The sequence below is a fragment of the Pseudomonas sp. W2Aug9 genome (assembly GCF_023127755.1).
Lineage (GTDB): Bacteria > Pseudomonadota > Gammaproteobacteria > Pseudomonadales > Pseudomonadaceae > Aquipseudomonas > Aquipseudomonas synxantha_A.
In genome coordinates this window covers 107548-133101 of sequence record NZ_SPKL01000029.1, presented here as the reverse complement: position 1 = coordinate 133101, position 25554 = coordinate 107548, and the positions used below count along the sequence as shown (strand labels likewise).

The 25554-nt window shown below is 56.9% G+C and carries 18 protein-coding genes; 5 read left to right on the top strand and 13 right to left on the bottom strand.

The window, feature by feature from the left end:
• Window positions 1-192: 192 nt before the first annotated feature.
• Both E3O56_RS19360 and E3O56_RS19355 read left to right on the top strand, forming a co-directional pair.
• On the top strand, window positions 193-1041 hold the full coding sequence (locus tag E3O56_RS19360) for an EAL domain-containing protein (protein WP_248128811.1): 849 nt from the start codon (window positions 193-195) through the stop codon (window positions 1039-1041).
• 105 nt (window positions 1042-1146) lie between these two features.
• On the top strand, window positions 1147-4779 hold the full coding sequence (locus E3O56_RS19355; protein WP_248128810.1) for a transporter substrate-binding domain-containing protein: 3633 nt from the start codon (window positions 1147-1149) through the stop codon (window positions 4777-4779).
• An 11-nt stretch (window positions 4780-4790) separates the two neighbouring features.
• On the opposite strand, the gene E3O56_RS19350 is transcribed toward E3O56_RS19355, so the two are convergent.
• A complete protein-coding gene (locus tag E3O56_RS19350) occupies window positions 4791-5420 on the bottom strand; it encodes a response regulator transcription factor (RefSeq protein WP_104912359.1) in 630 nt (209 codons plus the stop codon).
• A gap of 449 nt (window positions 5421-5869) precedes the next feature.
• On the bottom strand, window positions 5870-7345 hold the full coding sequence (locus tag E3O56_RS19345) for an aldehyde dehydrogenase family protein (RefSeq protein WP_104912358.1): 1476 nt from the start codon (window positions 7343-7345) through the stop codon (window positions 5870-5872).
• A gap of 86 nt (window positions 7346-7431) precedes the next feature.
• Here E3O56_RS19345 and E3O56_RS19340 point away from each other — a divergent pair, with 86 nt between their 5' ends.
• Complete coding sequence (locus tag E3O56_RS19340) at window positions 7432-8352, top strand: AraC family transcriptional regulator (RefSeq protein ID WP_248128809.1); 921 nt, start codon at window positions 7432-7434, stop codon at window positions 8350-8352.
• Here the strand turns inward: E3O56_RS19340 and E3O56_RS19335 are convergent.
• The 4 genes from E3O56_RS19335 to E3O56_RS19320 form a co-directional block, all read right to left on the bottom strand.
• Window positions 8349-9098 (bottom strand): glucose 1-dehydrogenase, encoded by a 750-nt coding sequence (locus E3O56_RS19335; protein ID WP_104912356.1) that lies wholly within the window; start codon window positions 9096-9098, stop codon window positions 8349-8351. The genes E3O56_RS19340 and E3O56_RS19335 overlap by 4 nt on opposite strands.
• Before the next feature lie 112 nt (window positions 9099-9210).
• Window positions 9211-11028 (bottom strand): Gldg family protein, encoded by a 1818-nt coding sequence (locus E3O56_RS19330; RefSeq protein ID WP_248128808.1) that lies wholly within the window; start codon window positions 11026-11028, stop codon window positions 9211-9213.
• Window positions 11029-11032: 4 nt separating this feature from the next.
• The gene (locus E3O56_RS19325; protein WP_133714342.1) at window positions 11033-11767 is read right to left on the bottom strand and encodes an ABC transporter permease subunit; all 735 of its coding nucleotides are present in this window, start codon (window positions 11765-11767) and stop codon (window positions 11033-11035) included.
• The gene (locus tag E3O56_RS19320) at window positions 11764-12687 is read right to left on the bottom strand and encodes an ABC transporter ATP-binding protein (RefSeq protein ID WP_133714343.1); all 924 of its coding nucleotides are present in this window, start codon (window positions 12685-12687) and stop codon (window positions 11764-11766) included. The genes E3O56_RS19325 and E3O56_RS19320 overlap by 4 nt, the downstream gene beginning before the upstream one ends.
• Window positions 12688-12929: 242 nt before the next feature.
• Here E3O56_RS19320 and E3O56_RS19315 point away from each other — a divergent pair, with 242 nt between their 5' ends.
• Entirely contained in the window at window positions 12930-13685 is a 756-nt protein-coding gene (locus E3O56_RS19315) for a hypothetical protein (protein WP_248128806.1), read from the top strand.
• A gap of 733 nt (window positions 13686-14418) precedes the next feature.
• Window positions 14419-15024 (top strand): fimbrial protein, encoded by a 606-nt coding sequence (locus E3O56_RS19310; RefSeq protein WP_248128804.1) that lies wholly within the window; start codon window positions 14419-14421, stop codon window positions 15022-15024.
• Window positions 15025-15318: 294 nt separating this feature from the next.
• On the opposite strand, the gene E3O56_RS19305 is transcribed toward E3O56_RS19310, so the two are convergent.
• The 7 genes from E3O56_RS19305 to E3O56_RS19275 form a co-directional block, all read right to left on the bottom strand.
• The gene (locus tag E3O56_RS19305; RefSeq protein ID WP_104912350.1) at window positions 15319-15591 is read right to left on the bottom strand and encodes a hypothetical protein; all 273 of its coding nucleotides are present in this window, start codon (window positions 15589-15591) and stop codon (window positions 15319-15321) included.
• 164 nt (window positions 15592-15755) lie between these two features.
• Window positions 15756-16031: a hypothetical protein gene (locus tag E3O56_RS19300; protein ID WP_248128803.1), complete on the bottom strand. Its 276-nt coding sequence runs from the start codon at window positions 16029-16031 to the stop codon at window positions 15756-15758.
• A gap of 177 nt (window positions 16032-16208) precedes the next feature.
• Window positions 16209-17201: a fimbrial protein gene (locus tag E3O56_RS19295; RefSeq protein WP_248128802.1), complete on the bottom strand. Its 993-nt coding sequence runs from the start codon at window positions 17199-17201 to the stop codon at window positions 16209-16211.
• A 239-nt stretch (window positions 17202-17440) separates the two neighbouring features.
• Window positions 17441-20458 (bottom strand): GLUG motif-containing protein, encoded by a 3018-nt coding sequence (locus tag E3O56_RS19290; RefSeq protein ID WP_248128801.1) that lies wholly within the window; start codon window positions 20456-20458, stop codon window positions 17441-17443.
• A gap of 72 nt (window positions 20459-20530) precedes the next feature.
• Window positions 20531-22207 (bottom strand): ShlB/FhaC/HecB family hemolysin secretion/activation protein, encoded by a 1677-nt coding sequence (locus E3O56_RS19285; RefSeq protein WP_248128800.1) that lies wholly within the window; start codon window positions 22205-22207, stop codon window positions 20531-20533.
• The gene (locus E3O56_RS19280) at window positions 22200-22901 is read right to left on the bottom strand and encodes a fimbria/pilus periplasmic chaperone (protein WP_158682899.1); all 702 of its coding nucleotides are present in this window, start codon (window positions 22899-22901) and stop codon (window positions 22200-22202) included. Before E3O56_RS19280 ends, E3O56_RS19285 begins: the two co-directional genes overlap by 8 nt.
• The gene (locus E3O56_RS19275; RefSeq protein WP_282446902.1) at window positions 22898-25390 is read right to left on the bottom strand and encodes a fimbria/pilus outer membrane usher protein; all 2493 of its coding nucleotides are present in this window, start codon (window positions 25388-25390) and stop codon (window positions 22898-22900) included. The genes E3O56_RS19280 and E3O56_RS19275 overlap by 4 nt, the downstream gene beginning before the upstream one ends.
• Between the last annotated feature and the right edge of the window lie 164 nt (window positions 25391-25554).

Genomic DNA, 25554 nt, shown 5'->3' with positions numbered 1-25554 from the left:
TCAGTGTTCATAAGGGGACTTCTGGCCTTTAAAGTTCATGTGCGATTACCGGACAACCGTCCACTCGGATGAGTCTATAGGCTTTTCATTAGCAGGTAAGATTAGTCCTACGCATCTGCTCGAAAGAGCTGACGTTTATGGTTACGCGCATCCTGCAAAATTGACTCATGGTCATCCCTTGCAGGGCATTAAATGAAAACCTCAGCCGCACTCAGCTTAAGTCAGATTCCAGCCGCCCCGAAGGTTCAAGAGCCCGACGTCCAGGATCTGCGACAAGGGTTGGCGGATCACGCGTTTGTGGGTTTTTACCAACCTCAGCTTTCGTTGAAAACGGGCACGATTAGCGGCTTGGAAGTTCTCGCCCGCTGGCGGCACCCTCACAACGGCCTGTTGACGCCCGGTTATTTTCTACAGGCCCTGGAACGCCATGACCTGATGGATGAGCTGTTCCTGCGCCTCTTCGAGCAAGGGCTGATCCTGCGCCAGAAACTGGCCAGCCTGAACCTGCCATTGACGATGTCATTCAACCTTCAACCGTCTCAACTCAGCAACCCCATACTGAGCCAGGCGATTAAAGTGCTGCTGCGTGCACATGAGTGCCCTGCCCGAAGTATCATCTTCGAGATCACCGAAACCGGCACGCTCAATCCGTGCAGTGTCGCCATGAACAACCTGCTGCAGCTCAAGCTGTTAGGCTGCGGCTTGTCCATGGATGATTTCGGCACTGGCTTTTCTTCCCTGGAGCGCTTGTGTGATGTGCCTTTCACCGAGCTCAAACTCGACGCCGGTTTCGTACACAAACTCGACACGCACTCGGCCTGCACCGCCATTGTCGCCCATACCGTCAGCCTGGCAGCCAGCCTGGGTGTGTCGCTGGTGATCGAGGGTGTCGAGACCCCGGCCCAGCTCAAGCGGCTCAAAACTCTGGGCGTATCCATTGTGCAGGGATATGCCATCGCCCCGCCGATGGCGGATACCGCGCTGCTGCCGTACATCCTTGAATACATTGCGGGCTCGCAGGTGGTGCTGACGTCAGTCTGAACCCCCGTTCACAACGCTTTACCCCCCCTCACCCGCCATGTCCGTGGTCGACCTTGAGCCGACCACCGCGGCGTACTTGGCATTTTGCAGTCAGGTAACCGTTTCATGTCCACACTCAAAGCCCTTGTGGCTTTTTTCACCGTGCTGCTGCCAGTTGTATCCTACGGCGCTGCCGCAGCGATACCCATGCCGCAACAACCCTTGCACTTGCTCAGCCAAGTGAGCCAGGAACCGCAGAAGCTGCAACTACCCGAAAGCGACTGGGCCTGGCTGCGCGAGCGGCGCGCCCTCACCCTGGGCGTGGTCGCGCCGTTCACCCTGCCCTTCGACATGGTCTACGGCAACGGAGACTACGAAGGTATCAGCGCCGATGTGGCGACGATGCTCAAGCAGCAACTGGGCCTGGAAATCACAGTCGTAGGGTTCGCTGATCGTGCGCAGGCGATGGCCGCCTTGCGGGCTGGGGAAATCGACTTGATCAGCCGGTCCAGCGACTATGACCGCGAGTCCTTTGACACGGTGGTGACGCTGCCATACAGCGTCAATGCACCGGTACTGTATCAACGCCAGGACAGCGACATTGTAGTTCCCTCAAATCTCAAGGGGCTTACCGTAGCGGTCTCCAGGGATTACCTGCCATACGCGCTACTGACCGAACGTTATCCCCACGCGCAGTTTTTTACCTACGGCACCACCGCGCAAGCCTTGGCCGCCGTCGCGTTCCAGAACGTTGATGTATTCTTGGGGGATTCGGTGACCACCCACTACCTGGTCAACCATAGTTTTTTCAGCTACCTGAAATTTATCCAGTTTCTGAAAATCGACTCGGGCGGCTATGGGTTTCTGCTCAAGCAAGAGGATCAACGCCTGCTGCGGATTCTGAACGCCTCGCTAACCACGTTCGGCCAACTGCGCATGAGCTACCTGATCAAGCGCTGGACCGGCGGCGGTACAGTGATGCCGGACGATAATGTGCATCTGAACGCCCAGGAAAGACACTGGCTCGCCCAGCACCCGGTGGCGCGCTTCATGATCAACGATGACATGGCACCCTCTGCCTTTTTTGACGCCAAGGGCCGCTTCAACGGGGTGGTCTCGGATCTGTTCGAGATCATCACCCAGCGCACCGGGCTTAAGTTCGATATCCAGCGGGCCACCAGTTTTGAAGGCATTCAGGACGCTTTACGCGACGGTGATACCGATTTGGCTGTGCTGACTTCCAGCCCGGAGCGTATGAACAACTTCCGTTTCAGCCACCCGTTCGCAACCAGCTCGTTTGCGCTGGTCGCGTCTACCGCCCAATCGAGCCGTGAGCGTTCAAGCCTCAACGCGCTATCCGGCAAGCGCCTGGCAATTGTCCAAGGGCATGTACTGATCGACAGTATTCGCCAAGGCTTTCCCACGGTGCAGTTAATCACCCCAACGAACAACCTGGAGGCCATGCGCATGGTGGTCAACGGCGAAGCCGACGCCGTATTGATGACCTTGTCCATGGCTCGCTACTACACTGCCCGCCTTTATGAAAAAGAACTGCGCGTGGCCGGTATCGTCGATGGTCAGGCGGCCACCGCCAACTTCGCCATGCGCCGTGGCGAAACCGAGCTGCAGTCGATCATGGATAAAGCCTTGCTGAGCATCCCGCCTGACGAGCTCAACGCGATCACCATTCGCTGGCGCGCCAATGCTGCCATGAGCGGGCAGACCTGGCGCGACTACAAACTGGTGATCCTGCAGATCATCTGCTGCGCATTGCTGGTGCTGCTGGTTTCAATCCTTCGAATTGTACAGCTGCGTCGTCAGATCCGGCGCAGGGTCGCCGCCGAAAAAGCCTTGAATGATCAGTTGGAGTTTCTGCAAACCTTGAACCATGCCATGCCCGTGCCGGTGTATGTACGCGACCGCGAAGGCCGCCTCCTGTCATGCAGCCGCAGCTATGAACACGTCATGAAGCTCTGTCAATCCCAGGTGCTGGGTAAAACCGCCTTGCAAACCGTGTATGGCGATATCGAACTGGCGCCTACGCTCCACCAAAGTTACCTGCAGGCCATGGAAGATGGCAACGCCATCGAACAACAACTACAGATTGCTATCGACGGGCAATCCCACTTTATCGAGCATTGGATTCAGCCGTTTCGTGATTCCAACGGCTTAATTGCCGGTGTGATCTGCGGCTGGCAGGACGTTTCGCAACATCATCAACTGATCGAACAACTGCAACAGGCAAAAACCCAGGCTGACGATGCCAGCCATGCCAAAACCCAATTTCTGGCGACGATGAGTCACGAGATCCGCACGCCCATGAGCGCGGTAATCGGCACATTGGAGTTGGCGCTCAAACGCGCGGACCACGGCGTACTGGATCGAGTGAACATCGACGTGGCCTACACGGCCGCCAAGAACCTGCTTGAGCTGTTGGGCAATACGCTGGATATCGTACGCATTGAATCCGGGCATTTGAGCTTCTCCCCACGCCGGGCCAACCTTAAGAATCTGGTGGAGATGGTGGCGCGGGTATTCGAAGGGCTGGCGAGAAAGAAGAAACTGGACCTGATTCTGGAAATCGACGCCGGCACCACCCTGGACGTGTCCATCGACCCTCTGCGCTTCAAACAAGTACTGTCGAATCTGGTGAGCAATGCGATCAAGTTCACGGAACGCGGCCGTATCGTCATCCGCCTGGTATGCCGCGTGGTGAATGGGCAAACACTCAACATGCATCTGCAAGTGCATGACACGGGTATAGGCATCAGTGAGGCAGACCGGCAAACGCTGTTTCGCCCCTTCGCGCAAGTGACTCAGTCAGACCTCTCGGTCCATGGCGGCAGCGGGCTCGGGTTGGTGGTGTCGCGTTCGCTGTGTGAAATGATGGGTGGCCGTCTGGATCTGACCAGCACGCTGGGGCAAGGCACAACGGTCAACGTAACCCTCAAGCTCAAGCTTCTGGAACCGCTGCCTGAAGAAAAACTGCCGCTGCCCGCATCCTCCGAGGCCACTCCAAGCTGGGCCATGCGAGTGCTGATCGCAGACGACAACACCTTGAACCGTCAAATGTTGCGCGCACAGCTGGAGTACCTGGGGTGCAAAGTGATTGAAGCCAGCAATGGGCTGGAGGCATTGGAGGCGTGGCGTGCGTTTGCGGTTGACTGGCTTATTACGGATTACCACATGCCGGTCATGGACGGAGTCGAACTGACACTGGCAATCCGCAAGGAAGAACAGCAACGCGACAGCAGTGCATTAACGATTCTGGGGCTGACAGCTGACGCTCAGCAGGAAGAAATGAACCGTTGCCTTAACGCCGGCATGGGTGACTGCCTGATCAAACCGATCAGCCTCGCCATCCTCGAACAGCGCCTGGTATTACTGGAGCCTGCGGATAAGCCAGGCTACAAAGTCAGCAAACCGGCGCAGCATCGGCCTGAATTCGACATGAATCTGCTCAAGCCGATTACCGGTGGCAACCCGGCAATCATTCAACAACTTCAAGCTGAATTGATGCGCAGCAATCAACAGGATATCGAGCAACTGCGTGACTTTAGTGAGACACGGGATCTCGCTGGCATTGCGGAGCTGGCTCACCGTTTGAGGGGTAGCGCGGCATTAATGTGCAATGATTATCTGCTTGAGTTGTGCAAGGAGCTGGAGCATGGCTGCCGAACCGGCGCCGAGGACGTACCGGCGCAGGTCAGGCAGGTGAAGAAGGAGTTACGACGTATTCAACAGATGCTCGAACCCTAGGCAGAAAGCGACTACGCCAAGCCATTGCGCTTGGCCAGCTCACCCAGAGCAATCAGGTTTTCCACACTCAACTTGCGTTGAAGGCGAATTTTGTACGTGCTCACAGTCTTATGATTGATCATCAACTCATCGGCGATGGCCTGATTGCCCATGCCGCGAGCCAGCAGCTTCAACACGGTGATCTCACGATCGGACAATTGTGCAATCAGCATGCTTTCCTCGCTGGCGGCCTGTGTATTGTCGCGTAACTGGTGAATGGTGTTGGCCGGGAAGTAGCTGTAACCCGACAACACGGCCTTCACCGCACCGACCAGTTCGTCCAGGTTGTCATCCTTGCAGACAAAACCCGCTGCACCAGCCTGCAACGAACGCATAGCGAAGTTGCGAGTGTCGCCGGAGGTAAGGATCAGCACTCGGGTAGAAATACCGATAGCTTTGAGGTGCGCAATGACTGACAGGCCGTCCATTCTCGGGATGCTCAAGTCAAGAACGATCATGTCCGGGAGCAGTTTGCGGATGACTTCTACCGCATCTACACCGTTGTCGACCTCGGCGACAATCGAATGCCCTTCCTGCTCGAGCATCACGCGCACAGCCATGCGCATCAGGGGGTGGTCGTCGACGATGACTATGGTGCCCATGATTAATTATTCCTTAAGTTCGATTTGAGTAGCGACGACGGTATCGTCTATGCAAGGGAACAACTGAGCAGCTAATCGTAACCCAAAGTATTCGACGCAATCTGCGTTGTGCGGCATGACGTACCGAGAAACGCATAAGTTATCGCGAACACTCGGCAACCTGCTATTGAGGCGCCGTCGCCGAGGACCCTAGCAAGAGGCGGCAATCATACTCAACTAATTCGCAGCGCAAACCGCAAGAATCTCTATGCCACCATAGATATATCCTTTGCGCAGGCAGGATAATTCCTACAACAGTATAGTTGACCAGAAAGCTTTCTTAGCGTCAGACGCTGTTTGTGCCCTCTCTCTACTGAACACATCTTCCAACCAATCGAACCAAAGATAATCGGTAAAATCATGCTATCGGGTCCGCGCGCACCATCTGACTGCACGCGGCCCCCGTTTATCTACACGCCTGTAAACCAGCTCAGCGGTGCACGCGCCTGCATCGTGATGGTTTTTATCTGTGTATAAGCATTCAGCGTCTCCCGACAAAACTCACGGCCTATACCACTGTTTTTATACCCGCCAAACGCCGTCCCATCGGTAATGTTCGAGTAGCGATTGATCCACACCGACCCAGCCTCCAGTCGCGCGGCGGTCTCTATAGCGTGCTGCAGGTTGCTTGTGTAGATCCCGGCGGCCAAACCGTATTCAGTTCCATTGGCCTGGGCGATCATCGTTTCATAGTCGTCCCACACGATCAGCGAAAGCACCGGGCCAAAAATCTCTTCCTGACAGATGCTCATATCGTTACGTGCCAGTAATAACGTTGGTTGTATGAAGTAACCGTGCTCGCAACCTGGAATCGATGCTCGACCACCACCTGCGAGCAGCTTGGCGCCCTCCTCCAGGCCCATGATGATGTAGCTCAACACGCGCTCACCTTGTTGCGCATTGACCAAGCAACTGACCCGTGATTCTTCAGCCAAGGGTGATCCGACTCTCACGCGCTTGAACGCGGCTATCAGTTTTTCCTGAAACTGTTCGGCAATCGATGCATGCACGAACAAACGCGTGCCCGCCAGGCACGACTGCCCATTGTTATGAATGGCGGCGAAGGTGGCGTTGTCGACCACCGCATCGATGTCGTCGATGTCCGGAAACACGATATTGGCGCTCTTGCCACCCAGTTCGAGTGTTGAGGGCACAAGACGTCGGGCTGCGACACCTGCTACCGTCCGGCCGACTTCGGTACTGCCGGTGAACGATAGCTTCCTGATCAAAGGATGCTCGCTTAACGCTGCACCGACGATGTCACCCAGCCCAGTGACCATGTTCACCACACCGGCGGGAAAGATCTTCTGGATCAGCTTGCCCAACTCCAGCGTCGACAACGAAGCATTTTCATCAGGCTTGAGCACCACGGTATTACCGGCGACCAGTGCCGGTGCGAGCTTGAACGCGGCCATGATCGCCGGCGCGTTCCAGGGAATGATCTGCCCGCATACGCCCAAAGCCTCACGCTTGGCGATGGCGTAACCACCGTCGATTTCCCGACCAGTGTCTTCATGAGCCATGATCACCGAGGCGAAATAGCGGTAGTGTCGGACGGCGGTCAGGTAATCCTTGCGTACTTCGCTGATGCAGCGCCCCACGTCATGCGCATCGATCATGGCCAGGCGTTCGCTGTGCTCTTCGATCTCGTCAGCCAGCAGGTTCATCAGCCGCGCGCGCACCTGCTGACCCAGGGCACGCCAGGCGGGAAACGCTGCATGCGCGGCCTTTACGGCGCGATCGACATCCTTGGCGTCACAATAACGGATGTAGGCTAAGTGCCTGCCCGTGGCAGGGTCGACCGCAGCAAAAGAGCGCGCTTTATCGTCGGTTTCAAACACCCCATTGATCAGTGGGCCATAAGACTTATCGAAATTGATTTGCATGATGTACCTCATATTTAAACGTGAAATCTGGATGAACTCTGTTATAAAATCCCGATTACTTTATTTTCCGTCCAACTAGGTGATATATGGATCCTCTGTCCGACGTTCTTTCCTTGCTGAGAATCCGTAATTACCACTCAGCCACGCTCTCCTTGGGCGGTGATTGGGCGTTCAATTTCCCTGAACGTGAGGGCATCAAGTTCACCGCGGTGGTCAAGGGCAGTTGCTGGTTGCAAGTGGATGGCGAACAGCAGCCGCAGCGCCTGCACCAGAGTGATTGTTTCCTGATGACCCGTGGCATGCCTTTTTCGCTCTACAGTGATATGTCCCAGCCGGTGATGAACTCCGACGGTCACTTTCAAACCCTCGCGGCGGACGAACTGGCCTTGCATTACGGCGGCAATGACACGCAGTTGGTCGGTGGCCGCTTTGACTTCAGCGGCGTGCCTACCCAGTTACTGCTCAGCAGCCTGCCCTCGCTGGTTCACGTGCAGGCCAATGAGCCTCAGGCATCGCTCCTACGTTGGGCGCTTGAGCGCTTCACCTCGGAGCTGCAGCAGAAGCGCCCAGGCCGCTCGCTGATGAACGAACACTTGGCGCACCTGATGCTGGTCGAAGTTTTGCGCACTCACTTGGCGACCCTGGAAAGCAGCGGCATCGGTTGGTTTTACGGCTTGGCCGACCGCAACCTCAGTGTTGCCCTTAGCGCGATGCACGCCGACCCGGCCCATCGCTGGAGCGTCCAGGAACTGGCGCAACTGGCAACCATGTCGCGCTCGGCCTTCGCGCTGCGCTTCAAACAGGTGGTCGGCGCAGCACCCATGGAGTATCTGACGTACTGGCGCATGTTGCTGGCCAGTGATCGGTTGAAGAACTCCGATGACTCGGTGTCCACCATCGCGTTCTCATTGGGTTATGAGTCCGAAAGCGCATTCAGCACGGCATTCAAGCGCGTCATGTTGCAGTCGCCCCGCCACTATGTGCGCGAGCACGCCGCCCAGGTTTAGTGCAGGCCGCCGCCGATTATCAGGGTTTCACCGGTGATCCAGCCTGCATCCGACGACGCCAGGAAGGCGACGGCGGGTGCAATATCCTCTGGCTGACCAATGCGTCCCAGCGGTGTAATAGCTTCAATTTTTTGCCGGAACGCCTCTTCGAAAAAGCCACTGGCGTGCACACCCTCGGTGACAACCAGTCCGGGATTCACTGAGTTGACACGGATATTTCTGGGCCCCAATTCATTGGCCAGGGTACGGGTGATGGCGTCAACCGCAGCCTTGGAGGCGGTGTACACCGCCGAATTGGCCGGTGTGAACGAGGTGACGCTGGAGCTGATGTTGACGATGCTGCCGCCCTTAGGGTTGAACACTTCAACTGCTGCCTGGGTACACTGGATCAGTCCCAGGACGTTGAGGTTGAACTGGCGATGAAACTCCGCCTCAGTAATGTCGGCCAAGGCGCTGGTCGAGTAGACACCGGCATTGTTGACCAAAATATCGAGGTGACCATGCTCATGCACGATGGTCTTGAACAGCACCTTGAGGTCGGCGCTGTTGGAGACATCTGCCTGCACTGCATGTGCCCTGGCGCCGGTTTGCAGGATATGTTCAACCACCCGGTCAGCGTCCTCGCGGCTGTTGGCGTAGTTAACGATGACGGTGGCGCCATCCTGGGCCAATTGTTTGGCAATGGCCGCGCCAATGCCCTTGGAAGCGCCGGTCACCAGCGCGACTTTCTTGTGCAACCTTTTCATGTTCACTTCCTCACTATTGCTGGTTGAAACTCAGTGAATCCAGCTTAAGGGGATGTCGTGAACCGGTTAATAGCCAATGCTCCAGAAAAGCTTAGTAATCGTCCTGCCTTCATCACGATCGCCCGCGCCATAAGAATATGCAAAAGCAGATCAGTGAAAGCAGCAATGGGATTGCCAGGATGTTGAGCGCCTTGAGCAGCAGGCCTAGATGCTCAACCTGAAGGGTCAGTTCTCGCGCTACAAGGCGCATCTGCATTTCAACGCCCGCTTTTTCAGCGTTAAATTGTGCAAGGGCGGTTTGCTGTTCCGCCGTCAGAGGCATATCTCGCCCGTGCTCTGCGGCCAAAGGCGCGAGATGTTTTTCAGCTTCATCGAGCTTTCCCTGCAGCTCACCGCTCATGCTGCGATAACGCTCGCGGAATTGCTGCTGCAACTCTTCGACCACAGTGAACGTTCGGCTGTAATGTCCCCGTGAGCGTAAGCTGATCAAGGCATCCGACCCGGACAGGCTGTCCAGCGCATTGAGCACCAGCACCGCATTGTCAGCCCATGGCACCGTGACTGCACGATCCCCTTGCTGCTGCACATCCGCCCACAGGTTGTCGCTCAATACGTCTGTGTCTGCCACCACCACGACGTTGATATTCTGCGCGTAGGTAAGCGCTCCGGGAGAGTCCAGAAAAGCCGAGCGTGCCGCCCCCTGCAGGCGTACCGCAATCAGATAACGCTCGCCTGTAGCCTTGAAGCTCTTGGACAGCGCGTCGGGACTTTCCAGATGATTCAGAAGCGCCGTCTTGTAGGGCATGGCCTGCTCCGAACTGTGCAGCAGCGGTGTCAGAGTAGTTGTTGCACCCGGCACGGCGCTCAAGATACCGGCGGTTGTGAGGTTAAGGCTGCCAATACCAGCAGTAATCACATCCTTTTCATTCATCGCAGAGGGTGACAGCCCCAGGGCGGTCGGTTGCCAGACCGGCTCTGCGCCTTGGGCCATTGCCACAAACTGACCGTAGCGGCCGTCGCCCAACATGCGATCAGGTAGAAGCTTGATGCCCCACGCCTTGAACAAAAGCGCGAGGTCGGAAGACTTGTCTTTGCTGGGTATCCCAAAATAATAATCGCCGCGATCCTGCTCACTATAGGGGTCGACGAACACCAGCAAACGCCCGCCGCGCAGCACAAACTGATCAATGGCGCGCAGCGTGGGCGCAGATAAGTGCTTGGGATGCACGAGCATCAGGACATTGAGTGCACTGTCGATGGTGTCGACATCGGACGCCAGCTCGCGCACTTCAAACGCATTGTCGATCTCCTGCATGATCCGCCAAGGCTGTCGCGTTCGCCCCGACTGCACATCGAAGCCACCTGCCAACGGCAACGAAGACATCAGGCCAATCACTGGCCGCGCAGACCGAGTCAACGTCTGCAATGTGCGGCTGATGTCGTACTCAAGGAACGTTTGTTGTTCAAGCGCAAAGAAACCGATGCTGGCGTGGTGCGCCTGTGCGTCGACGATGGTCAAACCAAAGTAAACCGCCGCACCCGCCTTGCCGATGGGGGCTGGTTGCAAACCAAGCTCGACTGCGCGGGCTTCGTCCGCTGAAAACGGAGCAGGGTCAATAATGTGCACCCGTAGTCGGCCATTTGACACACGCTCATATTCACGCAGCAATGCTTTGATACGCACCGCGTAACCGCGCATGACCGTAAGGTCCCTGGCGGCCTGGCTGGAAAAGTAGAAGTACAGATCGGTGGGTTCCAACACGGCCTGAATGATCTGACGCGACCCCGGGCTGAGGGTGTAAAGCTGCTGCTCGGTAAGGTCCAACCGCATGGACGCCATACGTGGTGCCAACTCGAAGTTGACCGCCACGAACCCAGCGATAATGACCACGAGGCGCAAGCAGGTACGTGTCATCGATTTGAATGACATGGCGTCACACTGCCTTTTTCAATTCAACCGCAATCACGGTAGCGGCGAGCCAGCCTATGATCTGGCTGAAAAAATACAACACGTCCTGTGGGTCGATCACACCTCGGCATAGTCCCTCGAAATGTGTGAGGAAACTCAACGAAGCCACGCCATCGAGCCAGGGCAAACTTGACCAACCATGCAAGACATCCAATACCACCGGGAAGCCACAGGCCATGAATGCCAGACATAGCGCCATTGCGGTAAGGAAGGCAATCAGTGGGTTCTTGGTCAATGCCGACAGGCACCCGCCAATGGCCAGGCAACTGCCAGCCAGTAACCAACTGGCCAGATAGCCACAAAGGATGACGCCGTTGTCCGGCGCCCCCAGGTAGTTGACTGTAATCACCAGTGGAAACGTCAACGCCAGCGCCAACCCGCTGACCACCCAGGCGGCGAGGAACTTGGCTACAACCGCTTCAGCCGTACCCACCGCCAGGCACATCAACAACTCGATTGATCCGCTCTGCCGCTCGATGGACCACATGCGCATGGCAAGGGTCGGCAGCAGCAACGCATATAGCCACGGCAGATAGTCGAAGAACGGTGCCAAGTCGGCCTGGTTACGCTGGTAGAAGTCGCCCAGGTAAAAAGTGTTGATACCGCTGAGCAGCAGTAGCAAGAGGGTAAACACATACGCGACGGGAGTGAGGAAATAACTGCACAGTTCGCGCTTGAACACCGGCCAGAACGTCCTCATGGTTGTTGCTCCCGGGTCAGCAGCCGGAAGACCTCCCCCAGAGAGCCTCGCTCGACTTCCTGGCGTGGCACATCCCAGCCGCGACTCACAATCAGCGAATTGATAGCCGGTAATATCACCGCTCCAGCGCGTGCCAGCACCCGCACGCTATAGGGTTCAGGCCCCGCCTCTATGCCTGAAACGCCTGGCAGCATGCCCAGTGTCATTACATCCAGAGGCCGGGTGGCGTACAACGTCACTGCCTGGTGATAGCGCGAACGACTTTCCAATTCCAGCGGGGTGCTGTCGACCAACAGCCGACCTTTATCCATAACCAGCACGCGGCTGCACAATGCGGTGACCTCTTCGAGGATGTGGGTAGAAATGATGACGATTTTGTCGCGGGCCAACTCCTTGATTTGCTCGCGCACGCGGTACTTCTGATTCGGGTCCAGACCATCGGTGGGTTCGTCGAGGATCAGTATCTTGGGGTCATGCAAAATCGCTTGCGCCAATCCGACACGGCGCTGGAACCCCTTGGACAGGGTGTCGATGGTCTGGCCGCGTACCTCCATCAGCTCGAATTGCTCAAGCATGGCCGTGACCCGCAACGTCTTTTCGCGTCCACGCAAGCCACGTACTTGAGCAATAAAGCCCAAAAAACTCGCGACGGACATTTCGTTATAGCAAGCCGCTGTTTCAGGAACGTAGCCGATCAGACGTTGAGCGTGGCGCGTCTGACGGCGTATATCAAAACCAAAGAGGTTGGCGGTGCCTGAGGTGGGCGACACGAACCCAGTGAGCATACGTAGGGTGGTGGACTTTCCCGCGCCGTTGGGGCCGAGCATCCCCAGCACCTCACCCGAGATGGCCTTGAAAGACACATCGTCTACTGCCAGGGCTTTGCCGAAACGTTTGGTCAAATGCGTTATATCAATCATGGTTGCCCAGTTACCTGCTCAGACGCGGCGAAGCGTCTGAGAGTGCACGCTTCGTTTCGCGACGCACCTTATCGATAGGGTACGGATCCTGAAACCTCATCAGCGGTGAATCCGATTGTTCCTTGGCGCGAATCGAACTGTCCATTGGCGAGTAGGATTTATCTGACAACGCTATTGGGTCCAGTTGGCTATTCTGCTCACCTCACCGCCACCCCCTTCAGCCTCACGGAGCCGGATTGCTCATGTTATTGCGAACGCTTGAAATACCAGATGCCCATGGTCAATTGCTCAACGCCGTGGTCCTGTGCGGTTTCACCGCGACCAGTCTCAACCAGCAGTTCCTGGTTTATAGCCTCAATGAAAAATCGGGCGATGAACTGGTAAGGATTTACCTGACGTATCTTGAAGGTGAGTATCAGAGGCTGCGCATGCGCGATGCTCCGCCCGAGACACTTACGACGGCAGCTCAAGTACTCAAAGATATTTTGCGCGATGCGTGCGCGAGTGACCCAAGACAAACCGAAGATACTTATGCGTTGATGGACCTGTCCGACAGCGTCATTGAGTGCAGCCCTGTAGATACGCATTACAGCTTGAAAATCAGTGACGCGTGGCTCATGAGTCTCTTGCATTACGACCCACAGTCCAAGGCCAGTCCCCTGCCCCTGCAATCGCAGCAGACTGGCAATTGCGCACCTACAGCAACACGCGTGACGAGCAGTTTGACGGGTGAGTCGGTGAAGACATGCGACGTACAAACCACTTCGTCCAAAATTGATGCGAACCTGAAATCACTTGTCGCCAGCATTACCAACCATAAGGAAATATTGCTGGGCAAGTATGTACGACTGGATGAGCGTCAACGCGAACTCGAACAGCGCGAACAGCAGTTAATGAACCGTGAGCTTGTATTAAACCAGCGTGAGGACGAACTAATGACCAGTATCAGTTCCTTACACGCAGCTGAAATACAACTCGATGCACTGCTCGACAACTGAAACAGCAGCGAGGCAACTGACGTGGCACGACTGCCTGGATGAGCTGTTGCGCATGGCTGGTGCCCAGCGGCAAACCACGCACCTGAACAGCTAACGCCAGCCTAGGACGAAGGACAACCTAACATCGTGTCCGGAATTAGTTGACCGCTAAAATATGATCCGGCACGTCGATACATGTATCAAGAGGAAACTTTGCAAACAAATTCGCAAAAACGATCGAAGAGAAAGTCTGAAATTTCCTTAAGTACGTGCGAACTATCTGATAGCAGCGCCGGTGCCGCCGGAGCATAATGCCGCCTTACATTATAGCAGGTGCTTAGCCTTCCCAAGCTATCGCACGCCAACACCCAAACATCATAATCGAGATTCTAGTATGCCCCCGAATATGTTACTGGCCAAGCAGCTCGCTGCAGCTCTCCTTTTATTATTTCCTACAATTACTTTTGCAGTGTGTACATATGATCCCCCTAGCGGTAGTACAAACTTAATACGGATCAATATACCAGAAACTATAACGCTTCCGCGAGACCTCGCTTCAGGCACGGTCCTTTTTGAATCCCCCGTATTCACACAGAACGTAAACGCTAGGTTCACATGTTCAACTGCGGCATCTTTTGGCGTAAAAAATAACTTAGGAAGCGCCGGACTACACACTACGGAGTTCCCTATCGACAATACTGGGCTTTCTTGGGTAGTTGTTCGACAGGAACGCTTAGCGCAGTCGTACGGCTCTGTGACTCTCAAGCCTGCCACTTATTATGATAATTTCGGATCGCGCACACAAATTCGCATTATAAAAAGCGGAAATATAACTCAGGGGGCGACTATTCCCGCAGGTGAATTCGGCAGCCTGGTGAGCGATGCATTGGTGTTGGATAGTTACATCTCAAACAAAATCACCCATATAGTTGCCAGCGCCTGCGAAACACGCAACGTCAATGTAAAAATGGGCCAACACCGCTTAGAGGATTTTTCTAAAGATAGCTCTGCCGCGTCAACGGCAATCCCTTTTAGTCTTGAGCTTTTTAACTGTCCGACAGGTATTAATAGCGTTACATATACACTTACCCCTACATCGTCCTCGCCCTCATTGAGCGACGACCAAGGTCTAATCAGTCTCACTCAAGCCTCTACGGCTAAAGGTATAGGCTTGCAAATAACTGATGGCAATCTAAAGCCTGTTCCATTGAACAAGGCAATAGCTTTCAACGAATACTCAACCAAAGGTGGAAATTTTACCATTCCTGTGAGCGCTCGCTATGCGCTACAGGCTACTGGAACAGGAGTGGTTCCAGGTACAGCGAATGCCGAAATCACATTCACCATGAATTATAATTGATCTAACGATCACTTTTTATATTGAGCGGCAAACCTAAACTGCATGAATTCCGAAATGTTTCCGGCGACCACTATCTGGCCCCTCAGGCGTGCGACGCGTCTTTGTTTGGGCGACTCAGCTAGCTCTCTGCTACCGCACATAGCCCCTTCTACTACTCGCCTGGGTCCGACAGTCCCACACGCAGCAATTTGCTGGTTGAGCGCTGTCCAAGTTGCACACACCCATCATTCAGTGATCGCAGGTCTCGAAGTAAATCAGCCCAATGCCGCCTGACTCAAGGCGGCGGGGCCACGTTTATACCTCGGCAAACGCTTGCTCCTCCCGCCGGACAAACGCCGCTAGCGCCTCAACGTTACGCTTTAGCCGCTGTTGCACCACCGCGGTCTCCAGATCAGGGCATACCTCAATCAAGCGCTTGCCCTTACCAGCGGCCAACGCCTTGGCGTCCGGCCAAGTCCTGGGCAATGACTTCAAAAAAAATTCAAGCATACGTTCGGGCACTTGGATCTCATCCACACCGAGGCCCTCGGGCGCCACGGACACTTGAAACACTACGGGTTTCAGCATCCCAAACTTTTACCTACTTGCCTACTAAGCCCTCGTAGAAACAACGATGGCTAACTCAGATCTGCTCACTTCACTGCTATCAAAGCTCTACGATAACCAACTGGCCCTAGGGATGGTGTGTAAGCGAACAGCCAACACACGTACAGCGCCCCCCCCCAAAAAAATTAAGAGCGATGGTGCCCCTTGGCTGTCGCCAACACAGCCTGCGTTTGGGCTAGGCGAACAGGGTCCAACTGCCAGTAGGCACCCTTAATCCGCGATTTACCTGCCAATCGCGCAAACGCTGGCACCGTCGGAATGGTGGGCGCATCGTAAGCGGCCAGCATCGCAATACGCTCCCGCTGAATATCCAAAACCGTCTGCTCCGCTTCCTTGATCACGCCCTCCTCCTCCGCGACTTCACACGTCGCAACAACCGACTCGAACAGCGAGCGCAGCATCTACTCCTCCGCGAACAGGCACTAAACCAGCGTGAGGATGAATTACTGGCCAGCATCAGTTCCTTACAGGCAGCAGAAGAACAACTCGATGCACTTCTCGACAGATGAAAATTCCAGCAAGACAACAAAGCGTATTGGTTATTTAAAGAATCGACATCCGTCACCTGCTGTATTCCATCAAGGAAAAGTAAAGGTAAACTCCGCCGCTCCATTCGCGGCGCCCGCTTTCAACGTCTCATCATGCCCCTGGCGAACGTAATGTGCGCTCAACGGTATTTTGGCTCCATCACCAGCCCGTTTCATCGGATAAGCAGCGCCGTCATAACGAACCACCTGATGCGTCAACTCATTGATCATGACTATCCCAAAACCCTGGGCACTGGTCGCAGAGGGTTCAAGAGTCAGTATCGTGGGGTCCGCAGGCGGCCCGTACTTGTCAGTGAATGTAATCTCTGGCTTGGCGTTGGCCGCGCATTGGCTCAACTCGATGGCGAAGTGCACAGGCATTGAAGTCGCACCCACCTGAGGAAAATCGTTCAGGCTCATGCGCCCCAGTTGCACCGGTATCGTCTGGTAGGTTTGCACGTCACAGGTATTTGGAATTTCAATCGGGCCACCATTCCCCATATTGATAGCAGCGGGCCCCATCAGCAGGTAAGGCGCGCGACAGATGCCAATCGGTATGTTGTCTGTAGGTACCTCCACACTACTGCCAAAAGCAGCTTTGCCCCTGGGTAGATCCACCGCATAAAGCATGAGTTGAGAACTGCCGGCAACGCGATCGACGATCAGTTTTCCGGCAGGAAGTTGGCTGGATGCGACCGTTAGAATCAACTGTTGCATGTAGTTGGTAACCATCGTTGAACCACGCGTTTGCGCTGCGGACGAATCATATTGAACGCGCTCTTTCTCCATCGCGATCGGCAGTGGCGTTTGCAGCAGCGGTCGACGTTGACCGTCCGATGAGTTCACATATATTTTCAGGCCAATGCCGTCAACGTTGGTGGGGGCAATTCCGTCTGTCAGCGGTGTACCGGGTCCCCAATAGGCCATAGAAACCAACTCATGGGCAATGCCGGCAGCCGGGGCAAAGTTGTAGTTGGCATTCAGCGCTACAGCGCGCTCCCATAACACCGAGCCAATGGGCGTATTACTCGTCAAAGGTGTCACTTGTGACCACGGCCTGCCCATACCGTTGCTGAATGTGCAAGACGTCGCAACACTGTCGACCAACGTCCCGGCTTCAGCCGCCACGCCACATATAAACAGCCATATGCCGACGCACGCTATGGCCGACCTTGAACGCCGAACATTTAGTATTGAATTCATATCAGGCATCGCAGAGTCAACAGACGGCCTGACGCATCAACTGCGTCAGGCCGTCTGGGATTAGAAGGAAAGGTTAACGATCAACGAATGGAGCCAAAATTTATGCCATACAAAGGCACAAGCGCAGCCTCTCCGGAGACGCCATTGAATGCCATATCACCGAAGTTAGCCCCGACCAGGCCACCAAAGGTCTGGCCATAATAAGGCGATAACACGGTGAGCTTCCCAGTGGCGACAGACAGGCGAACGTTTCCGGCGTTCGTGCCGACCAAGCCCCCCAGGGTGGCATTGCTGCCACCACTGACCCCGCCAGTTGCCGATGAGTTGATGATAGAGCTCTGGTTTAGACCGACCAAGCCGCCCACAATCGCACGCACGCCCCCCTGAACGGTGCCACTGGCCATGGCCGATTCAATATGGCTGCTGAAGTTGCCGCCATGGGTGCCGACGAGGCCGCCGACATAGCTGCTTTCCCCACCCACCACGGCGCCACTGGCTTCAACCGACTGCAACTCGCCAGCATTGGCCCCTACCAGGCCTCCCACCTGACTTGAAATCGACCCGCTGGTTTTTCCGCGAGCCACAGAATGAGTGATGGAGCCCTCATAGTTGTTCCCCACCAGACCGCCAACCCGAGCATTGCGCCCGCCTGTGACAGTGCCCAAGGCTTGTGCCGTATCAATGGTGCCGGAAATATTATTCCCCACCAAACCACCAACATTCTCCCCAGCGCTATCCCATACATCGCCGCCAGCCTTGACCTCTTTGAGCCTGCTACTCTGGCTAGTTCCCACCAAGCCTCCGGTACCGATGGCGCCGGACCCTGTAACTTTGCTGGTGGAGGTTGACTGGATAATGTCGCCGTTTTTGCTGAAGCCTACCAGACCGCCCACATTACCGGCCCCGGTGCCCCGTACTTCACCCGATGACGCCGTGCGCTCAAGCAAACCGTTGGAGTTGAAACCCACCAGGCCGCCCACATTGACGCCGGCGCCGTTGCCATTTGTCGACCCGGTACTGATGGCATCAGTGATGAAGCCACCCTGGTTGGCACCCACCAGCCCGCCAACGCCACCCATGGCGTCTCGCTGCATGGCGCCGCCCACCACGGTATTTGAAACCACATGGTCTAACCGTGCCGTACCGACTGAGGTCGTAACGTTTTCACCGACCATACCGCCGATGGCGTGCGTATACGCGTTGCCCGCCACGCGCCCGCTGGACACGGCATTTTTGATTGTGCCACCGTAGTTTTGCCCAACAACCCCGCCGACGCTGTTCGCCCCGCTGCTGCCAGCGTTGACCAAGTGGTTGCGGGCAGTCACGTTGGACAATGTACCTACGTTCAGCCCCACCAGCCCTCCGATCGCTGCAAACCCATAGCCTTGCGACCCACCATTATTGATGGTCGCACTGTCCAGTGTCAGATTGCTGATCGTGCCTGAGGAGACCGCGAATAACCCACTGTTACTGCCGGTGCTGGAGATCCACAGGTTGCTCACGGTGTTGCCTAAACCGTCGAAAATACCGCCGAACGCGGCTTTATCACCAATAGCCTTGAATTGAGCTGAACGGCCAACGATGTTATTACCCAGCACGTAATGGCCGTTAAGGTTTGCGTTGATGTTCTGTAATTGCGCAAGGTTCTGGATCACGGTGTACCGATCACCATTGGACGCGTACGTCGCCCCTGCGCCAGACAAGGTCAACTGGCCGCCCGTGCCTAATACCGAATCCCCTACGTGATTCAATGTGAGGTCGCTGAAGAGTCCGGTCAGTGAAACCTTACTGTTTACGTTCACATCACCACCGGCATTGAGCGCGACACGCGCACCGCCACCGGTCGCATCCACGTTACCGTCGAGGATGACGTTCCCGGTCGCGCTCAAGGTCAGACCATTGGCGCTGTTCCAGGCTATCGGCCCAGCCAGGTTCAAATCACCGTCGTTACTGACCAGCTCAATATTGGTGCTGATCAAGTTGCGCGACAACGTGTCGGAGTAGGCGGTCTTCCCCGCTGATGCTGCAGTTGGCTGAATCTGGACTGTCTTGGCGCTGACTTTAAACGTACCGGTCTGACCATTGGTGGCCAGTGTATTGACCTGGGTTCCCAGTTGGGTCTCGACCGTGGCGCCCTTGGCCTCGATCATGCCACCGCTGCCATAGGTATTTTGGGCGTGAGCCTGCAGCGAACCGCCGACCTTGACCGTACCTGCATCGCCGCCATCCAGCGTGATACGGCCAGCTTTGCCGCTCAAGGTTTTGGCTTCGATGGCGCCCTGGTTATTCACCACCGTTTGCAACATCGCATTGGCGCTTTTACCGGTCATCAGCACCTGGCCACCGTCGGCCTTGAGCAAGCCGCCGTTTTGCGCCAGGGCGTTGATCGCATCACCGGTGACCTGAAGATTGAGCAGTTGGTTGCCGTCGAAATTGACCGTGAAATCATTCCCAGCGCCCAACGCAACCTGGCCCATCTGGGCCTGGATAACGCCATCGTTGCGCACCTGGTTGCCAAGTAGCGCAATACTGCCGCCCGGCTGCGCGTTGATCGTGCCGCTGTTGCTGATTTCTGCATTGGAAACACCGCTGAAGGTGTATTTGCCAGCGAGGAAATCCGCGTCTTTGATGTCCTTGGTGGTAGCAATCAAGCTTCCGACATTGATCTGTGCGCCTTGACCGACCACGATCCCGTTGGGGTTGACCAGAAACACGCGACCATTGGCGTCCACTTGCCCCTTGATGCTACTGACGTTAGTACCGATTACCCTGTTGAGCGCAATGGAAGTGGCGCTCGGTTGGTTGAATACCACCTTTTGTCCTGCGGCAACGCTGAAGTCCGTCCAGTTGGTAATCAACTTGTCGCTGTGCTGGTTGATCGACATTTGCGAGTTGGATTCGAATCCCAATATGTCGCCCTTGCCGGAGACTACCGTACCGCCTAACGGCAAAGCGAATGCCGGTGCAGCGCCCAACAACGCCAGCGTGCCGATGGCCGAACATTTGGCGCCGGTCTTGCAATGCCGGCGAGCCCCTTCGTGAGCAACCTTCCAGCAGTTCATCGCGTGGTTCCAGACCAGTGAGTAAACCTTGTTCACATGAATTTCCTCTTCCTTAATGACGCCTTGCATAGCGTTGCAAGGCGGTACTGCTTCCAGGCACGAATGTGCTTAGAAATACTGAATGGCGCTGAACCACACGCGCGGATCCTGATGCGGTGCGTCGTTCTGCTCAGTCCCGTGGATGGGCCATGCTGCGGTGACGCTGAGCTGTTGCCCGACGCCGCGCCAACTGGCGCTAACCCCTGCGGCCGTGAGTGATCGCTGATTGCTTTGCGCGGTCCAGGGTTGCTTGCTGACCGTGATCACGCCCCGGTCGGCGAAGCCGCTCAACTGCACGCCCGGCGCCGCCAGATAGCGCAGCTCGGTGCTGGCCTGCCAGCCCTGGTCACCACTGCCGGCACCCAACGCGTAGGCACGAACACCATTGGGGCCACCAAGGCCAAACTTCTCGGAGCTGTCGAGGTTGTTACCCGCCCACTGCGCATTCAATTGGCTGTACAGCTGCCAGCGCGGGCTCAGGTACTGCAATCGGCCGAGGCTCAGATTTGCGCGTGTGAAATGCCCCGCGGCGCTGGCGCTTAGCCTATCCATGGTGCGATCGATGGCTTCGCCGATACCCAGGCGCCCGGCGCTGTAGCTGAGCGAGGCAAAACTTTGCCCACCGCCCAGCCAGCGGTCCTGGCCACTGGCATTGATACCCAGGGTCCACAATTCCACATGCTTGGGGCTGCGCAGGTCGAACAGGTCGATATCGTCTTGCAGTTGCTTGTCGTCGAACTGCAATTGCGCGCTGAGGTTGAAGGTGCGGCTGCGAATCAAGGGTTGCAAAGCGAAGAGGCTGCGCACGGTGGCTTGGCCTTTTGCTTCGAGCACTTCTACGTCCTTGCCCAGTTGGTAGCTCATGCGCGAATAAGAGGTGCCAAGGGTGGTCGACCACGGGCCCACGGGCAGGCTGTAGCCGAAGCGGTAGTAACGTTGGTGCTGATCGCTTTGCAGCAGGCGCATGTTGAGGGCATCACCCAGGCGCAGCGGGTTGTTTAAAACCAGGCTGGCGCCAAGGCGATATTCGCCGGTGTAGCGGTCGCCGTAGTTGTCGGCTTCCAAGGTGCCGGCGTACCAGGGGCCAGGCTCGGCATCGACCACCAGGTCGGTGCTACCGGGCAGTGAGCCTGGGCGCAATGTGCCTTTCACCGCAACGCCTGGAAGATCACTGAGCAACAACAGGCTTTGCTCCAGGTCTGCGTCGTAGACCGCCTCACCCGGACGCAATGCCGACAACGGTTGCTGCAACACAGCATCGATCACGCGGGAGCGATTGTTCAACTCGATGCGCCCGTAATGCCCCTCCAGCACCTGGATACGCACGATGCCTTGATCGATGTCCTGGGCGGGCAAAAACGCCCGCGCCAGTGCATACCCGTGGCCCTGGTAATACTGTGTAATGCGTTGTGCAGCGGCGCGTAGCCCGGCGAGGTCCAATGACTGGCCCGGCAAGTCGGCCAGCAGTTCAAGCAGTTGCTCGCGATTGAAGACCTGGTTGCCGTCGATCACAAAACCTTTCACTTGCAACTGCATACCGCCGCCAGGCGTTGCCTGAGACAGTGCTGAAGGCGGGGGCATATCGACCTGTACCGGCGCAGAAGGCAGGGGTGCCGGTGCCAGGGATTCGATGTCACGCATCACCTGGCCCGCACTGGGCACTTGTGCCCACGCCGAGGGCACGCCAGAGAGCGCCAGCGCGACACCGACGGCGAGCAAAGGCCTCGTCGCGAAACCGTTAATCATGGTGAACCGGCGCCCGTGCATCGATCATTCCTCCCCTGTCTGCAACAAATTGGTAATGGATAAAAGTGGGTGTCGCCGACGCCCCGGTAAGGGGGAAATCCGCGCAGGTAAATGGCGCAATCGTGGCGCTGCGCTGAATCTCGTCAGCGGCTCCCGTCTCCAGTCGCTGCGCAGTGAGCGAGACAAAAAACGGTGCCTTATTGCAGGCCTCAAGGGCCTTGCGGTGTGCGCGCCAGGTCAACTGTCGGCCCGCCTCTTCCGCGCTCCCCGCCAGCCCCGCCGGCCTGAACAGCAGCTTCATGCGCAACCGATACGAAAGCCGCAGCAGATGTGTACTGCGTGGCGGCAGCGGTGGCACTTCAAGGAAGTTCAGCCAAAACAGCGACTCGCGGTCGGCGGGCAGCGCTTCGCCGGTGTAGCGGACTTCAAGCGCGCTGCGCTGCCCAGGGTCCAAGCGCAATAAAGGACGGCTGACTACGAACGGCACGGACAGGCCAGAGGGGTCTTGATTGATTTGGCCTCGGTCCAACCAGCTCTGGGCCAGGATCGGCGCTTCGCCGCCATTACTGATTCGTACCGTCAGCGCACGTGCATCGGCTGCGTAGACGAAGCGAGTTCCCGTCACCGTCAACGCTGCCTGGCTGCTGCTGGCATGCGCGCAAATCAGCAGGCACACGGCATAAAGCGACCTCACAACACACGCTCCTTGCCTGCAGGCCGGGCGTCTATGTCGTGACACACCAGATTGAGCAACTCAAACGCGCTGCCTTCGCGGGCGTGGCGCTCGGGCAACGCATAATCCACTTGGCATTGCTGGTCGGCATCACTGCCCCACTCCACACGAATCGAGCCGCGACTCTTGTCACTGCGTACCACCAGCCGGCTGCCCTGCCCCACCGCACCAATCACTTGGCCGCTCTGCACATCAACGGCTGAGGCAGCGAACGGCAGGCGCTGACCATTGCTGCGTTGGCTGTCGATCAACAACGGGCGGGATTTACGCGTCGGAAAATCGAGCATCACTACGGCGCCAGCACGAGGGGCGACGCTGCGTGAACTGACCTGTAGCTCTATGTCATTGGGTACGCCTTGCGGGTCGACATCAATCTGGTTGAGTTGATAAGGGCTCAGGCTAGAGACGATCGCGTAGCCATCTTTACCAACGCTCGCCCCTGTGTAACCGACCCTTGCGCCTTCAGCGTCAAGCGCCTTGACCACACCTACCGTTTCGCCAAGGGTTTGCGCAAGCGTCATGCCGCCCGGGTGCAGGACTACGGCGCCCGATGCACTGAGTGACTGCTGGTGATAATCCGCCCCCTGAGAAAGACTTGCACCGAACGCACCTTGAGGCAGGCGGTAGTTGACGCTGGCATTGCTGGAGGCACCGCGCTGCCGGTCGGCATGGGCGACCGAAACGGCATAGGACGCATCGCCGCGCTCACTGAAGGCGCCGGATATACCGGTAGACATCTGCCGGCCTGAGCGACGGTCATGGCTGGCATAACTGTTGATCACCGCACCGCCATGCCCATCGCGGCCCAAGGGAATCGACAGCGTGAAGGTGAGCTGCGTGTCGTCTTGATCCCTTGCATGTCGCAGCCCACCTGGCGATGCGCTATGACTACGCTGGGCCGCGATCGAGTAGAAATTACCGCGCCACTGATTGCTGTAGCCCATGGAGAAACTGAGGGTCCGCCCCGCTTGCTGCCAGTACTGGCTTGATGAAGTGTTGAGATATACGTTGCCTCCATCGGTGCCCAGCCCCTGGCTGATATTGGCGTCGAACCGAGCGCGTACACGGGCGAAGTCGGTGGCGCGCCCGGACTCGTTGCGCATCCGATCCTGAAGCGCTACCGCATCGTGAAGCCCCAAGTACCCTGAGGTTGAATAGCGATAGGCGAGTAACGAGAAATTCGTGCGGCTATTGGGCAGGTTCTTGCTGTACGACAGGCGCAGACTGGAACCCTGCTGGGTCTGCCCTGCGGGGAGTTCGGTGCTGGCTGCGGTAAGGTCGGCGGCGAAACCGCCGAACCGGGTATTAAGCGCCATGCCTGCCAAGCCGGATACATAGCCGGGGGTCAGTGCGGTGCCGCCGTAACCGGTCAGGTTGTTGTCCAGGCCGCGTTGCAGGGTGCCTTGCAAGACAAGCGGAGGTCGGCCGTGCAAGCCGGGATCCACCAACTGACCGGCCACCAGGCTGTAGCGCGTTGAGCCTGGGCGGAGTAATTGCACCGTCGTAGCAAATGGCACGACGAACCCGTGTTCGCGACCATCGGCTTCGGTGACTGTTACCCGCAGGTCGCCACCAAAACTCGCTGCTTGCAAGTCGGCGATTTCAAAGGAGCCGGGCGCTACAGTTGTTTCGTAGACCAGGTACCCACGCTGATAGATCGAAACCTTGGCATTGGAGGTCGCGGTGCCACGTACCACTGGGGCGTAGTAGCGCTGCGTATCAGGCAACATGCGGTCGTCGCTTTCGAGCTGGACGCCGCGAAACGACACCGCATCGAACAACTCACCACTGGTAGTGCTCTCTCCGAACAGCAACTGCGACTTCCAGCCCGTGAGGTCGACCTGACCATAGGCGTAACCGCGCTGGTAACGCCCACCCAATGTGGGCGACCAGGTCAGGCTGGCGTTATGCCGCAGCCTGATACCCCCCAGGTTCAGGCCCATGTTCAACCCTGAATAAGCATGCGTGTCGCGGCGCCCTTGGCTTTGAGCGCTGAACAGGTTGGCGTCGTAGTTCAGCAAGCCGGCTGTTACGCCACTGTCCCAACTGGACGGGTCGACATAGGTGCTGGTGGCGGGCCGTTGCAGGTAGTACTGCGCAACGGTGATGTGCAGTTTCTGTTCGGGCAGGTCAACACTGATGGCAGCGCCCGGCACGAAACGCTCAAGCTTGTCGCAGGTCAGTCCTTGCGGGACGACCGTGCTCTGTTGATCGCTGCCACGTCCTCTGCGACTCCGCTCAAGGTCTATGCCAACACGCATGAGTAGTTCGGCGCTATAGCATGGTTGCGCATCCGCAAGCCCGGCGACTGCCCGTAACTCGACCTCCTGGATCGCACGCCATTGGCCGTTGATCAGGATATCCAAGCGATAAGTCCCAGGAACATTGCGGTCCGGCTGTTCAAAACGGGTGGTATCAATGGCCATGCCGGACGCTCCTTGCATTAACATCTGTGAATCGAAAATGATCGGTTCATCAAGCTGGCTGGGCGTGACAGGCGTTGCCGTTGGCACATCCTGAGCCCATGCCTGAAGTTGCCCTCCCAACAGGACGGCAATGAATAAAAACAGTGCCCAAGGACGACTTTCATTCGCCCATGGCATAGCCAGACCAC